This is a genomic window from Streptomyces sp. NBC_01591, assembly GCF_035918155.1.
Classification (GTDB): Bacteria; Actinomycetota; Actinomycetes; order Streptomycetales; family Streptomycetaceae; genus Streptomyces.
This window is the reverse complement of sequence record NZ_CP109327.1, coordinates 973,880-988,322: the sequence shown is the minus strand read 5'-3', so window position 1 is coordinate 988,322 and position 14,443 is coordinate 973,880. Positions and strand designations below refer to the sequence as shown.

10 protein-coding genes and 2 pseudogenes are annotated in these 14,443 nt (G+C 72.9%); 7 read left to right on the top strand and 5 right to left on the bottom strand.

The window, feature by feature from the left end:
* Position 1 precedes the first annotated feature (1 nt).
* From OG978_RS04825 to OG978_RS04805, 5 genes and pseudogenes are all read left to right on the top strand, one after another.
* The gene (locus OG978_RS04825) at positions 2–919 is read left to right on the top strand and encodes an AAA family ATPase (RefSeq protein WP_326763976.1); all 918 of its coding nucleotides are present in this window, start codon (positions 2–4) and stop codon (positions 917–919) included.
* Positions 920–922: 3 nt separating this feature from the next.
* The gene (locus OG978_RS04820; protein WP_326763975.1) at positions 923–2,071 is read left to right on the top strand and encodes a vWA domain-containing protein; all 1,149 of its coding nucleotides are present in this window, start codon (positions 923–925) and stop codon (positions 2,069–2,071) included.
* Positions 2,064–3,176: an XdhC/CoxI family protein gene (locus tag OG978_RS04815; RefSeq protein WP_326763974.1), complete on the top strand. Its 1,113-nt coding sequence runs from the start codon at positions 2,064–2,066 to the stop codon at positions 3,174–3,176. Before OG978_RS04820 ends, OG978_RS04815 begins: the two co-directional genes overlap by 8 nt.
* Positions 3,177–3,237: 61 nt before the next feature.
* Positions 3,238–3,906 (top strand): SRPBCC family protein, encoded by a 669-nt coding sequence (locus OG978_RS04810; RefSeq protein ID WP_326763973.1) that lies wholly within the window; start codon positions 3,238–3,240, stop codon positions 3,904–3,906.
* Positions 3,907–3,996: 90 nt separating this feature from the next.
* Positions 3,997–4,565: pseudogene (locus OG978_RS04805) on the top strand (DUF6629 family protein).
* A gap of 37 nt (positions 4,566–4,602) precedes the next feature.
* Here the strand turns inward: OG978_RS04805 and OG978_RS04800 are convergent.
* The 4 genes from OG978_RS04800 to OG978_RS04785 form a co-directional block, all read right to left on the bottom strand.
* The gene (locus OG978_RS04800) at positions 4,603–5,454 is read right to left on the bottom strand and encodes an SCO6745 family protein (protein WP_326763972.1); all 852 of its coding nucleotides are present in this window, start codon (positions 5,452–5,454) and stop codon (positions 4,603–4,605) included.
* 88 nt (positions 5,455–5,542) lie between these two features.
* On the bottom strand, positions 5,543–7,246 hold the full coding sequence (locus OG978_RS04795) for an acyl-CoA dehydrogenase family protein (protein ID WP_326763971.1): 1,704 nt from the start codon (positions 7,244–7,246) through the stop codon (positions 5,543–5,545).
* Between the two features lie 73 nt (positions 7,247–7,319).
* On the bottom strand, positions 7,320–7,931 hold the full coding sequence (locus tag OG978_RS04790; protein WP_326763970.1) for a TetR/AcrR family transcriptional regulator: 612 nt from the start codon (positions 7,929–7,931) through the stop codon (positions 7,320–7,322).
* Positions 7,932–8,022: 91 nt separating this feature from the next.
* On the bottom strand, positions 8,023–10,110 hold the full coding sequence (locus OG978_RS04785; RefSeq protein ID WP_442817655.1) for a SpoIIE family protein phosphatase: 2,088 nt from the start codon (positions 10,108–10,110) through the stop codon (positions 8,023–8,025).
* Between the two features lie 274 nt (positions 10,111–10,384).
* On the opposite strand from OG978_RS04785, the gene OG978_RS04780 reads away from it, so the two are divergent.
* Positions 10,385–12,058 carry a PHP domain-containing protein gene (locus OG978_RS04780; protein WP_326763969.1) on the top strand — a complete coding sequence of 558 codons (1,674 nt, stop codon included), beginning with the start codon at positions 10,385–10,387 and terminating at the stop codon, positions 12,056–12,058.
* 78 nt (positions 12,059–12,136) lie between these two features.
* Here OG978_RS04780 and pgm read toward each other — a convergent pair whose 3' ends face one another.
* A complete protein-coding gene (pgm, locus tag OG978_RS04775) occupies positions 12,137–13,777 on the bottom strand; it encodes a phosphoglucomutase (alpha-D-glucose-1,6-bisphosphate-dependent) (RefSeq protein ID WP_326763968.1) in 1,641 nt (546 codons plus the stop codon).
* A 215-nt stretch (positions 13,778–13,992) separates the two neighbouring features.
* Between pgm and OG978_RS04770 the strand changes: the two are divergent.
* Positions 13,993–14,394: pseudogene (locus OG978_RS04770) on the top strand (GNAT family N-acetyltransferase); the annotation flags it as partial.
* Between the last annotated feature and the right edge of the window lie 49 nt (positions 14,395–14,443).

Here is a 14,443-nt window from a genome sequence, read left to right as displayed (position 1 = left end):
GGTGACCGGACCGGCGGCCGGGACGAACGGAACGGACGGGCCGCAGGACGGACCGGCCGAGCTGCGCGCCCGCCTGGAGGCAACGGGCTACCTCGTCGACGAAGGGCTCGCCATCGCCTGCTTCCTGGCACTGAGACTGCACCGGCCGCTCTTCTGCGAGGGCGACGCGGGCGTGGGCAGGACCGCACTCGCCCCGGCCCTCGCGGACGTCCTCGACGCGCCCCTGATCCGCCTCCAGTGCTACGAGGGCATCGACGCCTCCCAGGCCCTGTACGACTGGGACTTCCCGCGCCAACTGCTCCATCTGCGGGCCGCCGAGGCCGCCGGGATCACCGAGGCGGACCGGCTGGAGAGCGAGCTGTACAGCAGACGCTTCCTCATCGCGCGCCCGTTGTTGCAGGCGGTGGAGACCCAGCCGTCGGTCCTGCTCGTCGACGAAGTCGACCGGGCGGACGACGAGTTCGAGGCATTCCTGCTGGAACTGCTCTCCGAATACACGGTCACCGTCCCCGAACTGGGCGCCCTGCGCGCCCAGTCGCCGCCCGTGGTCGTCCTGACCTCCAACCGGACCAGGGAAGTCCACGACGCGCTGAAACGGCGCTGCCTCTACCACTGGTTCGACCACCCCGGCTATGACCGCGAACTCGCGATCGTCCGCAGAAGGCAGCCCCAGGTGACCGCCCGGCTCGCCGAACAAGTCACCGCGGTCGTACAGCGGTTGCGCACCGAAAATCTGCTCAAGCCGCCCGGAGTGGCCGAGACCATCGACTGGGCCGAGGCCCTGGACGCGCTCGGGGCCACCGAGCTGGACACCGAACTCGCCTTCGCCACGCTGGGCTCGGTGCTGAAATACCGGGAGGACGCGGAACGCGCCCGCTCCCTCGACCTGTCCGCGGTCCTCGCGGCGAGGGGAGCGTGACCCGTGCCCACCGAACCCGCCATCGATGCGACCGCAGTCGCCGTCGGACTCACCCGGGCACTGCGTGCCGCCGGTGTGGCCACCGGCCCCGACCGCACGCAGACGTTCCTGGGCGCGCTCGACCTGCTGAGCCCCGCACGGCGCTCCGACGTGTACTGGGCGGGCCGGCTCACCCTGTGCGGCAGCCAGGACGACCTGGAGCGGTACGACCGCGTATTCGCCGCCTGCTTCGACCACAGCCCGCGACCGCACGCCCCGGTCCGTACCGCGACCCTTCCGAAGCCGCGGCCACGGGTGGTGGCCACCGGGTCCGTCCCGCCGTGCGGCCCCGACGGGACGGGCGACGACCGGACACCGCCCTCGGCGGCCCTGGCAAGCTCGGCAGAGGTCCTGCGCCACCGGGACATGGCCGGCCTGACCGCCGCCGAACGAGCCCAACTGCGGCGCCTGCTGGACGCGTTCGCGCTGAGCGGCGAGGACCGGCGCACCGCCAGGATGCGTCCCGCCCGACGCGGTGGCACGGACCCCCGGCGCACCGTGCGCGAGCTCCTGCGGCACGGCGGCGAGCCCGCCCGGCTGCGCCACCGCACCCCCGCCACCAAGCCGCGCCGGGTGGTGCTGCTGCTGGACGTGAGCGGCTCCATGGACCCGTACGCGGACGCCCTGCTGCGCTTCGCGCACGCCGCCGCGAACGGTTCGGCGGCCCGTACCCCCACCGAAGTGTTCACGATCGGCACCAGGGTGACCCGGGTGACCCGCGAGATGGGACACCGGGATCCGGACACGGCCCTGGCCGCGGTCGCCGCCGCGGTGCCCGACCGCGGCGGCGGCACCCGGCTCGGCGAGATGCTGCGCACCTTCCTCGACCGCTGGGGACAGCGCTCCTGCGCACGGGGAGCCGTGGTGGTCGTCCTCTCCGACGGCTGGGAGCGCGCGGATCCCGCACTGCTCGCCGCCCAGATGCGTCGGTTGCACCGGTTGGCGCATCGCGTGGTCTGGGCCAACCCCCGCAAGGCGCAACCCGGTTACGCGCCGCTCGCGGCGGGCATGGCGGCGGCGCTGCCGCACGTGGACGCGTTCGTCGAAGGTCACAGCCTGGCGGCCCTGGAGCAACTGGCCGCGGTGGTGCGGGGGGTGGCGTCCGATGCGTGAGATCCTGCCGGTGCTCGGACGCTGGTACGCCGCGGGGGAGCCGTTCGGGCTCGCCACCGTCGTCGCGGTCAGCCGCAGTGCGCCGCGCGGCCCCGGTGCGGCGATGGCCGTGGGACCGGACGACGAGGTCGTGGGCAGCGTTTCCGGCGGCTGCGTCGAGGGAGCGGTATTCGAGCTGGCCAAGGAGGTCGTGGAAACCGGCCGGGCCCGGCTGGAGACCTTCGGGTACAGCGACGAGGACGCCTTCGCCGTCGGACTCACCTGCGGCGGCGAGATCACCCTCCTCGTGCGCCCGGTGACGGCGGCGGACGACCCCACCTTCGGCGAGGTCGCCGCATCGGTCGCCGGGCACCGCCCGGTGGTGGTCGCCACCGTCACCGACGGACCCGCCCCGCGCGGCGCCGCCCTCGCGGTCCGGCCGGACACCGCCACGGGGTCACTGGGTGCGAGCGGCCTCGACGCCGCCGTGACAGCCGACGCACGCGGGGAACTCGCCCAGGGGGCAACGGGGTTGCGGCACTACGGCCCGAACGGTGAACGGCGCGAGGACGATGTCGCCGTGTTCCTGCAGTCGTTCGCCCCGCCGCCCCGGATGCTGGTCTTCGGCGCGATCGACTTCGCGGCGGCGGTGGCCGGGATCGGCGCGTTCCTCGGATACCGGGTCACCGTCTGCGACGCCCGCCCCGCCTTCGCCGACCCCCGCCGCTTCCCCGACGGTGCGGAGGTCGTCGTCGACTGGCCGCACCGGTATCTGCGCGACACGGAGACCGACGGGCGGACCGTGATGTGCGTGCTCACCCACGACCCCAAGTTCGACGTCCCGCTGCTGGAGGTGGCGCTGCGCACCCCGGCCGCGTACATCGGCGTCATGGGCAGCCGCCGGACCCACGAGGACCGCATGGCCCGGCTGCGTGAGACGGGTCTCGGCGAAGCCGAACTGTCGCGGCTGAGATCCCCCATCGGCCTCGACCTCGGGGCGCGTACTCCGGAGGAGGTGGCCGTCTCCATCGCCGCGGAGATCGTGGCCCTGCGCTGGGGCGGTACGGGCAGCCCGCTCACGGACACGGCCGGGGCGATCCACCGCCCGCGGCTCAGATCCGGGTGACCTCGTGAACCCCTTGACCCTGCCCCTTTCGTGCCGCTGTCATTCGTGTGAGGAGCCGACCATGCAGCTGCAGAACTCATTCACCGTGCCGGTCCCGGTAGACGAGGCCTGGCGGGCACTGCTCGACATCGAACATGTCTCGCAGTGCATGCCGGGCGCGACCGTCGAGGAGTTCGACGGTGACACCGTAAAAGGCTCCGTGAAGGTGCGGGTGGGGCCGATCACCGTGACGTACCGGGGCACGGCGACCTTCTTGGAGAAGGACGACGCGGCCCATCGCATGGTCCTGTCCGCCCGGGGCAACGAAGTACGGGGCCAGGGCACCGCGAGCGCGACGGTGACCGCCGCACTGGCCGAGGACGACGGCGGGACGACCGTCTCGGTGACCACCGACCTCACCGTCACCGGACGGCCCGCCCAGTTCGGCCGCGGCGTCGTGCGCGATGTGAGCGACGGACTCGTCGGCCGCTTCGCGGACTGCCTCGCGCAACGGCTCTCGGCCGCAGAACCGTCCGCACCGGCGGAGCCCGCCGCCGACACGGCGGACACCGCGCCGACGGGCGGGGCCGAGCCGATCGACCTGCTGCGCACGGCGGGCGGACCGGTGGCCAGGCGCGCCGCGGGGGCGGCGGCCGTGGCCGCACTCACCGTGCTGGGAGTGCTGCTCGCCCGGCGCTGCTGCCGCGGCTGCCGCTGCGGCGGCGCGTGCCGCACGTGCCATACCCGGTGACCGCCGCCCGAGCCGTAGCGTTGCGTACGGAAGTGAGCGCTTCCGCGCTGCTGGGCCGGGGACGGGCGACACCACGTCACGGGGGACACCATGTGCTGGAGTGCGACCGCCGACCTCGTCGCCGGCACGGGCATCGCCGCCATCGGGGTGGCATGCGTCGCGAGGGTGCGTCGGGTGCGTGATCTGCCGCTCGCGGCGCTGCCGTTGCTGCTCGGCGCCCACCGGATCGCGAAGTCGTGATCTGGCGCTCGGGCGGCGGCACGGGCCCCGCCGTCCTCGCCTGGGCGGTCATTGCCCTGCCGCTGCTGCCGTTGTGGGTTCCGCTGGGTGTGCTGTGCGCCGCGCCCCGTACGCCCGGCGCCGCCTGCTGGTCCCCGTCGCGGATCGCGACCGCCGTTCCGCTCGCGTACTGCCTGGCGACCCGCCCGGTGACCGCCGAGATCCGTGGGCACACCCTCGGCTACGTCCTCGGCCTTCCCCGCTCAGGACTGCTGATCGCCGGGTATCTCCTGGCCACGGTCGGTGCCCTGCTCCTGTCCGGGGACCGGCTGCTGAGAGGGCTCGGGGTGCCGGCCGCAGTCGGGGCCGCCGTCTGCGCGGCGCTGTGCCGTCTGGGTCCGTCTCGACCTGGTGCGCCTTCGCGGCGGTGTGCTCGATGATCCTGCTGTGCCGGCCCCGCCCGGACCCCGCGACGCCTCAGACCTGCCGGGGCAGGCCGATCGGGTTGGGGTACGGCAGCAGCTCCGCCTGCAGCACCTGCCGGGCCGGCAGCTCCAGGGCGGCCAGCAGCTCGTCCACCGCGCTCTCGGCGAGGGGGTGCAGCAGCCGGGCGGCCAGCCGGTCGGTGGTGTCCTCGACGAGCTCCCGTTCCCGGTGGCCGCGTGGCGTGGCATCCGACTCCGCGTCGATCAGGCCGCGGGAGCGGAGCCGTTCCTCGGCGTCCGCCCACTCCGCCTCGCTCCAGCCGCGGTCGAGCCGGATGCCCTCGCGCGGGACGCGGTCCGTGGCAGCGGCGAGAACGAGCGCCTCGGGCGCGTCGAGACCGTGGTCGGCGAGCGCGGCGGCGTGCGCGTCGCCCCGGAACTCCCGCAGCGCGGTGGTGAGTTGCCAGAGGTTCTCCACCGGGTCGGTGCGGTCGCACAGCGGGCGGTTCGCCGCGAACAGCGGGCGGGCGAGCGGTGACGCGTCCGCCACCATCGCGGCGAGCGGTGGGGCGAGCCGGCCGGCGAGGGAGTCGATTCCGGGGACCAGCCGGCGCAGCGCACTCGCGGCGAGCCGGGCGCGCAGGTCGGTGAGCTTCTCGGGAGTGACGAGCCGCCACGCGTCGGGCAGCGCACGGGCCACCATGCCCGGAGCGAAGACGCCCAGGACAGCGGCGGCGGCCTCGGGGCGGATCCGCCCCATGGGGGCCGTACGGGTGGCGAAGTACCCCATCCAGAAGCCCTTGAGGCCGACGGACCTCCCGATGCCCCGGCACTCCTCGTCGAAGTAGATCACTGCGTGGAGGGGCTCGGTACGCAGCCACAGGGTGCGGGGTCTCGACTCCATGGAGCCAACCTAACGCGCAACGTGCCGGCCACGCCCGGCGACGGGGGGCGGGCGGGCTCGGGCCCGCCCGCACGGCGGCGGTGACGGCTCAGCCGTCGGCGCCGAAGTGCCGCTCCACGATCGCCGCGGCGTCGGTGCCGCGCGGCAGGATGCCGTACTGGTGGCCACGGCCCTCGCCGAGCCGGGCGGCCACGAACGCCTCGGCGGACGCCGCAGGAGCGTGACGGAGCATCAGCGAGGCCTGCAGGGCCAGCGCCATGCCCTCGACCGACGCCCGGGCGCGGGTCTGCGCCGCGAGCGGGTCGCGCAGGTCGTCGGCGAGCTCCCGGCGCACCCGGCCGATGTGTGCGTCCAGTACGGAACTGGCGCCGGCCGTCTTCTCCAGCTCCGCCCAGAAGGCGTCCAGCGACTGGGGTGTGCGTCCGATGCCGCGCAGCACATCGAGGGCGATGACGTTGCCCGACCCCTCCCACACCGCCATCACCGGCTGCTCGCGGTAGCGCCGGGCCAGCGGCCAGTCCTCGGTGTAGCCGTTGCCGCCCAGGCATTCCAACGCCTCGTAGGCGTGGTGCGGGCCGCGCTTGCAGATCCAGTACTTGGACACCGCGGTGGCCAGCCGGCGGAACATCTCTTCGGACTCGCCGCTGCCGTTCTCGTACGCATGGGCCAGGCGCAGCGAGGTCCAGGTCGCGGCCTCCGTCTCCAGCGCCAGGTCGGCGAGGACCGCCGTCATGGCCGGCTGGTCGGCCAGCCGGGCCCCGAAGGCGCTGCGGTGCCGTGCGTGCCAGATCGCCTCGGACACCGACTGCCGCATGCCCGCGGTGGTGCCCAGCACACAGTCGAGCCGGGTGTGGTTGACCATCTCGATGATGGTCGGGACACCGCGGCCGGGCTCACCGACCCGTACCGCCCAGGTGCCGTCGAACTCCACCTCGGAGGAGGCGTTCGACTTGTTGCCGAGCTTGTTCTTCAGCCGCTGGATCCGGACGGTGTTGCGAGTGCCGTCGGCCAGTACGCGTGGCACGAGGAAACAGGTGAGTCCGGCCTCGGCCTGGGCCAGCACCAGGAAGGCGTCCGACTGCGGGGCGGAGAAGAACCACTTGTGACCGGTCAGCAGATGGGCCCGGCCCTCGGGGTCGGAGGCCAGCGGGACGGCCCGCGTGGTGTTGGCACGTACGTCGGAGCCGCCCTGCTTCTCCGTCATCCCCATGCCGAAGGTGAGCCCGGACTTCTCGCCCGGGGCGATCAACCGGGGGTCGTACGCGCGGCTGAGCAGGCCCGGCAGCCAGTCCCGGCCCACGTCCGGGTCGCGCTGGAGGACCGGGACCACGGCATGCGACATGGACATCGGGCAGGCGTGGCCGGGCTCGATCTGGGCGAACAACATGAACGACGCGGCCCGTGCCACCGCCGCTCCGGGCTTCGGGTCGGCCCAGCCCGCGGTGTGCGTGCCGTGGTTCACGGCTGCGCCGATGATCTCGTGGTACGCGGGGTGGAAGTCGATCTCGTCGATGCGGTTGCCGTACCGGTCGTGGGTGCGCAGGACGGGCGGCGAGGCGTGGGCGAGCTCCGTGGCGATCTGGAAGTGCTCGGAGCCGACCAGGGTGCCGATCTCGTGCAGTTCCGGTTCGTGCCAGGCCGCGCCGAAGGTGCGGACGGCCTCGGCGAGCGGCAGGTTGGTGCCGTACTCGTCGAGGTCCTTGCGGGGCGGTGCCTGGTTGGTGACCTCGTGGGTGGGGTGCGGCGCGGGGGCCCCGGGCGACGGGTCGGTCCGGTGCTGGGTTACGGTCATGGCGGGTGGTCCTGTCCTGGGTCGGCGGGCGGGGCGGCGGGGGAAGCGGTTGGGCGGGGCGGGCGGCCCGTGGTCAGGCGTTCTCGGCGCCGACCGCTCTGAGGCACAGCGCGGTGATGCTCTCCACGACCGGTTCCGGGTCGGTTCGCGCGCCGACCGGCGAGAGCGGGCCGAGCAGGGCCTCGCCGACCGCGCCGATCACGGCGGCGGCCGACAACTGGGCGTTCTGCGGGGGCAGTTCACCCGAGGAGATGCCGGCGATGATGACCGTCTCGGCGAGCATGTGGTAGCCGCGCCGGTAGGTGAGCCGCTCCTCCTCGACGAGCGGATCGACGGGTTCGGCCAGCAGCGCCCAGGCCGTGCGGGGGCTGCGCAGCGCACGGTACGAGAAGACCTCGACCAGTGCGCGCAGCTGCTCGGTGACGCCACTGCGTGCCTGCACGGTCTCCCGGACCGCGCTCAGCTCATGGCCTGCGACATGCCGGAAGACCGCGGCGAGCAGCTCCTGCTTGGAGGCGAAGTGGTTGTACACGCTGCCGGTCGCGACGCCGGCCCGCCGGGCGAGCGCGGAGATGCTGGCCGCCGGGTATCCACCCTCCGCCAGCAGCTGCCGTGCCGCGTCGAGCAGCCGCTCGCGGTGGGCGAGCCGGGTCGCCTCCGTGCGGGCGGTGGGTCGGTAGGCCATGATCTGAACCCCGATTCATATCTTCTGTTGTTCAGCGAACCACTGTTGTTCCCCCAGTGCAATGGTCCGTCGCGGAATCGCCCCGCCCCGGTCAGGAATCGTCGGCGGCGGACCCCAGCTCCTGCTCGGTCCACAGGGTCTTGCCGTCGGAGCCGTACCGGGTGCCCCAGTGGGCGGCGAGCTGGGAGACGATGAACAGTCCGCGCCCACCCTCGTCGACGGTGCGGGCATGGCGCAGATGGGGCGAGACCGGGCTGCTGTCGTGCACTTCGCAGGTGAGCGTGCGGTCCAGGATCAGCCGCAGCCGCAGCGGAGGGGTGCCGTAGCGGACCGCGTTGGTGACCAGTTCGCTCACGATGAGTTCGGTCGCCTCGATCGTCTCCTCGTCGAGGTGCCAGCCGTCGAGCCGGTCGCGCACGAGCCTGCGGGCGACGCCCGGCGCGGTCCGGTCCTGGGCCAGCTCCCAGATGGCGAACCGGTCCGGTGGGACGACGCCGGTACGGGCGAGGAGCAGGGCGGCACCCTCGGGATGCGCATCGTCCGGAAGGTTGTAGACCACGTCGTCGCACAGGTCCTGCAGGCTGCGGCCGGGCTTCGTGAAGGCCTCGCGCAAGCCGGCCGACTGCCGGCCCTCGGGCATGGGGGTACCGGAGAAGAACGCCAGGATGCTGCCTTCGTCGAGCTCGAAGGTGGCGGTGGCGAAGAGGGCGCTGTCGCCGGAGAAGAGCCGGGGGCCCTCGGGCACATCCAGCGGGACCGAGGTGCCGTCGGGGGAGATGAGGCCCGGTGTCGCGTTCCCCGCCCGTGCGATGGTGCAGGTGCCGGAGAACGGGTCGTGGACGGCGTACATGCAGGTTGCCGTCATGGACTGTCCGAGCAGCCGGTCCCCGGGCGGCAGCGCCGCCCGTTCCCCGGCGAGGCGGTCGGCGGTGTCGGCCAGCCGGGCCAGCACCTCGTCGGGTTCCAGGTCGAGCCCGGCCAGCGCGTGGATGGCGGTCCGCAACTGGCCCATGGTGATGGCCGTCTGGAGCCCCGGCCCCTCCACGGCGCCCACGACCAGGGCGGTGCGGGCGCCGGAGAGACCGATGGTGTCGAACCAGGAGCCGCTGTTGCGTCCGGGCAGCAGGACATGAGCGGTCTCCACGGCGACGTGGTCACTGTCGCGCTGCGGCAGGAGCCGGCGCTGAACCGTCGACGCGATCACATGGTCGCGCTCGTACCGCCGCGCGTTGTCGATGCTGAGGGCGACATGGGCGGCGGCCGTCAGCGTCAGCGGGAGATCGTTCTCCCCGAAGGGCTCCGACTCCCGGCACCGGTAGAGAGTCACCAGACCGAGGACCGCGCCGTGCAGTTTCAGCGGTGCCGTGATCATGGAGTGGGCCCCGATCGCCTCGATCAGCCGCGCACTGTCGGGGGCCGTGGCGAGCCAGGGCGTCCGAGCGCCGATCCGGACCAGGCGGGGCCGGAGATCCGATACGGCCAGCGCGTAGGGCGTACGGGCGGGCAGCCGGCGCATCTCGCCGACGAGGCCGTCCCGGTGACCGTCGGCACCGAGACCCCGAAGGGCCGCGCGGCGCAGCGGGACGTCGTGCCCCAGGGGCCCCGGCGGCGGATCCGCCCCCCGCAGGACCTCGTCCACCACCTCGACGACGGCGAAGTCGGCGAACACCGGCACCACTGCCGCGACGAGCCCCTCGCAGGTGGCCGCCACATCGAGCGACCTGCCCACCCGGGTGCGCACCGCGGTCAGGCACGCCGCCCGGGTGCGTGCCTTCTCCTGCTCGTCGACATCGACGACCGTGGCCAGCAGCCCGAGCGTTCGCCCCTGCGCGTCGTCCAGCCGGTGGACGGACACCTTGAGGCTGCGGTCGGGGCCGGTCGTGTCCACGAGCCGGCCGCGGACCACGAGGTCGCGCACGGCCACACCGCTGTCCAGCACTTCACGCAGCACCCGCTCCGCCTCGTGCGGCCGCTCCAGCCGGTACGCGTCGGTGAAGTAGTGCCCCGCGAGACGCTCGCCGGGAACGGTGCCGGAAAGGACGGTCGCCCGGACCACCCGCAACCGCGTGTCCAGAACATGCAGCCCCACGGCGGACTGGGTGAACAGGGTGTGCAGGATCGCCGCCGCCATACCGTCGGCCTCTGCCGACGCGGGGTCCGGTGCACCGGCGTCCGACACGGATTCACCCCCATCAGGCTCCGCCACCTGCCCGGATCGGCAGGTTGCGACAAGCCTCGGCGCACTGCGCGGACTCCGCCACCGGAGGGGCGGTGGACGGGCGAGCCGCTGTCCGGCCGACGCGCGCGACCGCCGTCGGTGTGCCACGGGCGCTACTCCCGCATTTCGCCCCGGGTTCACCCGATGGTTCCGGAATCAAGAAATCCTCCTGATGGCGGCCCTGCGGTCCGGGCCCCGGACCGTCGCCGCCCCGCACGAAGGAGAACGCCGCGTCATGTCCCACCCCGTGCCCGAATGGGCCGACCCCCAGGTTCCCGAGGAGTCGCTCGACCCCCAGGGCCTCAGCCGCCGAGGGCTGATGCGCCGCGCCGGTCTGTTCGGTGCGGCCTTCGCCGCTGCCTCGCTGCCGCTGCCCGCGCTGGCCGACAGCCGGGGAGGCCGGTCCCACGGGCACCATCACGGGCACGCCCCGGACCTGGTCTATCTGGTCGGCGACCATCACAACCACTCCGTGTACAGCCATGACGCCAAGTACACGTTCTCCCAGCTCGCCTCGGCAGGCCAGAAGTTCGGTCTCGACTGGATGGTCTTCACCGAGCACAGCAACATCGGCCATGCCGAGTTCGGCGCCGCGCAGGAGCACCGGGAGATCCTCAGGGCCCGCGCCGACAACAAGCGCATGCTCATCTTCCAGGGGCTGGAGTGGTACATCCCCGGCGCCGAGCACTGCACCGTCTTCTCGCCGCCCGGACGGCACGAGGTCGACCTCCTCACCCGCTTCGAGGAGGCCTTCGACGGCAAGCTGCTCGGCTACACGGCCGGCGCCCCGACGCACCCCGACACCCCGCGCAACGAGGCACACGCGGTCAAGGCCCTCAAGTGGCTGGCCGAACAGCGCCGCACCCGGTACGTCGACGACGTACTCGTCCTCGCCAACCACCCCATGCGCCTGGGCATCGACTCCCCGCACGAGATGCGCGCCTGGCGCGACGCCGCCCCCGGGATCATGATCGGCATGGAGGGTGCCCCCGGCGCCCAGGCCGGGGCGATCCCGGGCTGGCACCCGGACACCAACATCCGCGGCGAGTACAGCAATTCACCGTCCGCCGACTCCTGGCCCGGCTACCCGCGCGAGGCATACGTCACCTACGGCGGATTCGACTGGGCCACCGCGACCGTCGGCGGCCTGTGGGACGCGATGCTGGCGGAGGGCAAGCTCTTCACGATCACTTCCAACTCCGACGTCCACCGCGTCGCCCAGGACACCTGGGTCAACGGCGAGTGGCCGCCCGGCCGGAATTTCGACAACACCGGCCACCTCCCCGACCCCTACAACACCACCGAGCCGCAGCCCGGCGGCGACTTCTGGCCCGGCCAGTTCAGCCGCACGCACGTCGGCGTCACCCGATACGGCTACCGGAACGTGATGGAGGGGCTGCGGGCCGGCCGGGTCTGGGTCGACCACGGCCATCTGATCGACGGCATCGACGTCAAGGTGCGCGGCGAGCACGGCAACAGCGCCACACTCGGCGGCCGGCTGCGCGCCCGGCGCGGCGAGCGGCTCACCCTCACCGCCACGGTGACCGCGGCGTCCCGCCGCAACCCCTACGGTGTGCTGCCGCGCCTGGAGCACGTCGACGTCATCCGCGGTGCGGTCCGCGGCCCCGCTGCCGACCGCGACGACTGGCGAGCCCCCGACACCCGGCTCGCCCACACCGCCGACGTCTCGGGCCGCCGCGGCACGTACACCCTGCGCATCCCGGTCGGACGCGCGGACGAGCCGTTCTACCTGCGGCTGCGCGGCAGCGACGGCAAGCGCCACGGCAAGGGGTTCCTCGGCGCGGCGATCGACCCGCACGGCCCGCTGCCGCACGAGCCGGGCCAGGGCAACCCGTGGCTGGACACCTGGTTCTACACCAACCCGGTCTTCGTGGACGTCGTGCGCTGAGAGCCTGTCGGAGTTCACCCGACAGGCTCTCAGCCCGTCGGACGGCCGGGGCGGCCCGCGGACCGCCCCGGCGGAGCCTCAGGCCTCCAGGGCCGCGGAGACCACGGCCTTGGCCTCCTCCTGCACCCGGCCGAGATGGTCGGCGCCCAGGAACGACTCCGCGTAGATCTTGTACACGTCCTCGGTGCCCGAGGGACGTGCGGCGAACCAGGCGTTCTCGGTGGTCACCTTGATGCCGCCGATCGTTGCGCCGTTGCCGGGCGCCTCCGTCAGCACGGCCGTGACCGGTTCACCGGCCAGGGTGTCGGCCGTGACCTGCTCGGGGGAGAGGCGGGCGAGAACCGCCTTCTGCGCGCGGTCCGCGGGAGCGTCGATCCGCGCGTACGCCGGCTCCCCGAACCGGGCGGTGAGCGCCGCGTAGTGCTCGGACGGGGACTTGCCCGTCACCGCGAGAATCTCCGAGGCGAGCAGCGCCAGAATGATGCCGTCCTTGTCGGTCGTCCACACCGATCCGTCGCGGCGCAGGAACGAGGCCCCGGCGGACTCCTCGCCGCCGAACCCGAGCGAGCCGTCGACCAGGCCGTCCACGAACCACTTGAACCCGACCGGTACTTCGACCAGCTCACGGCCGAGATCGGCGGCGACCCGGTCGATCATCCCCGACGAGACCAGCGTCTTGCCGACCCCCGCGGCCACCGGCCACTGCTCCCGGTGGGCGTACAGGTAGTTGATGGCGACGGCGAGGTAGTGGTTCGGGTTCATCAGCCCGGCGTCCGGTGTCACGATGCCGTGCCGATCGGCGTCGGCGTCGTTCCCCGTCGCGATCTGGTACCGGTCGCGCTGCCCGATCAGCGAGGCCATCGCGTACGGCGACGAGCAGTCCATCCGGATCTTGCCGTCCCAGTCCAGCGTCATGAACCGCCAGGTGGGGTCGGTCAGCGGATTGACCACCGTCAGATCGAGCCGGTGCTGTTCGGCGATCCGGCCCCAGTACGCGACCGACGCGCCGCCCAACGGGTCGGCTCCGATACGGACTCCGGCCGCGCGGACCGCGTCCAGGTCGAGCACGGACGGCAGGTCGGCCACGTAGTTGCCGAGGAAGTCGTACGTCCCGGTGGTCGACGCCGCCCGTGCGCGGGCGTACGGCAGCCGGCGTACGTCCTTCATTCCGGCGGCGATGATCTCGTTGGCCCGCTCCTGGATCCAGCCGGTGGCATCGGACCCGGCCGGGCCGCCGTTCGGCGGGTTGTACTTGAACCCGCCGTCGCCGGGCGGGTTGTGGGACGGAGTGACCACCACACCGTCGGCGAGCCGCGCCGTCCGGCCCCGGTTGTGGCCGAGGACGGCGTGCGAGACCGCCGGGGTCGGGGTGTAGCCGTCGGCCGGATCGATGAGCACGGTCACGTCATTGGCGGCGAACACCTCGATGGCGGTGATCCGGGCCGGCTCCGACAGCGCATGGGTGTCGGCGCCGAGGAAGAGCGGCCCGTCCGTGCCCTGCAGCGCCCGGTACTCGCTGATGGCCTGGCTGGTGGCGGCGATGTGGTCCTCGTTGAACGCGGTGGCCGTGGACGACCCGCGGTGACCGGAGGTACCGAACGCCACCCGCTGGTCCGGCTCGGCCGGGTCCGGGTGCAGTGTGTAGTACGCCGTCACCAGCCGGGCCACATCGATGAGATCCTCCGGCCGGGCCGGCTGTCCAGCTCGTTCGTGCGGCATCTGCCCACTCCTCCGTATCGGTCGGTCGCTTCGGTCTTCCCCCGCCACATTTTCGCGGGTGGCCCGCGCCGCTCCGCGACCGCCCCGCCCGGACGGACAGGCCGAATCCCCCTGGCGGATCCGACGGGCTCCGGCATAGGTTCGTCCACGATCACGAGCAGTTCGTCGCGGACTGCGCGAAGTGGCGGGTTTCCGGCCGGACCAGGAGAGACGAGATGGCACCGAACGATTCCGAACCGCACGGCCGGATACTGCTGCGCGACGCCACCGCCGCGGACGCCGGACCACTGACCCGGCTCTTCCTCGCCTCGCGCGCCGAGTCCATGCCGTACCTGCCGAAGGTGCACAGCGACGAGGACACGCTCGCCTGGATGACCCATGTCGTCCTGCCCGGAACGACGGTGCGTATCGCCGAGACCGGTACCGGGGAACTGCTCGGCTTCGCCTCCCTCGACGGATCCGAGCTGGAACACCTCTACCTGCGCCCCGACGTACGGCGACGGGGCATCGGCTCACTGCTCCTGGCCGAAATGCGTGGGCTCGCGGCCGAAGAGCTCACGCTGTACGTCTTCCAGCGCAACACGGACGCCCGCGCCTTCTACGAACGGCACGGGTTCACCGCCGTCGAGTTCGACGACGGCAGCCGCAACGAGGAGAAGGAACCGG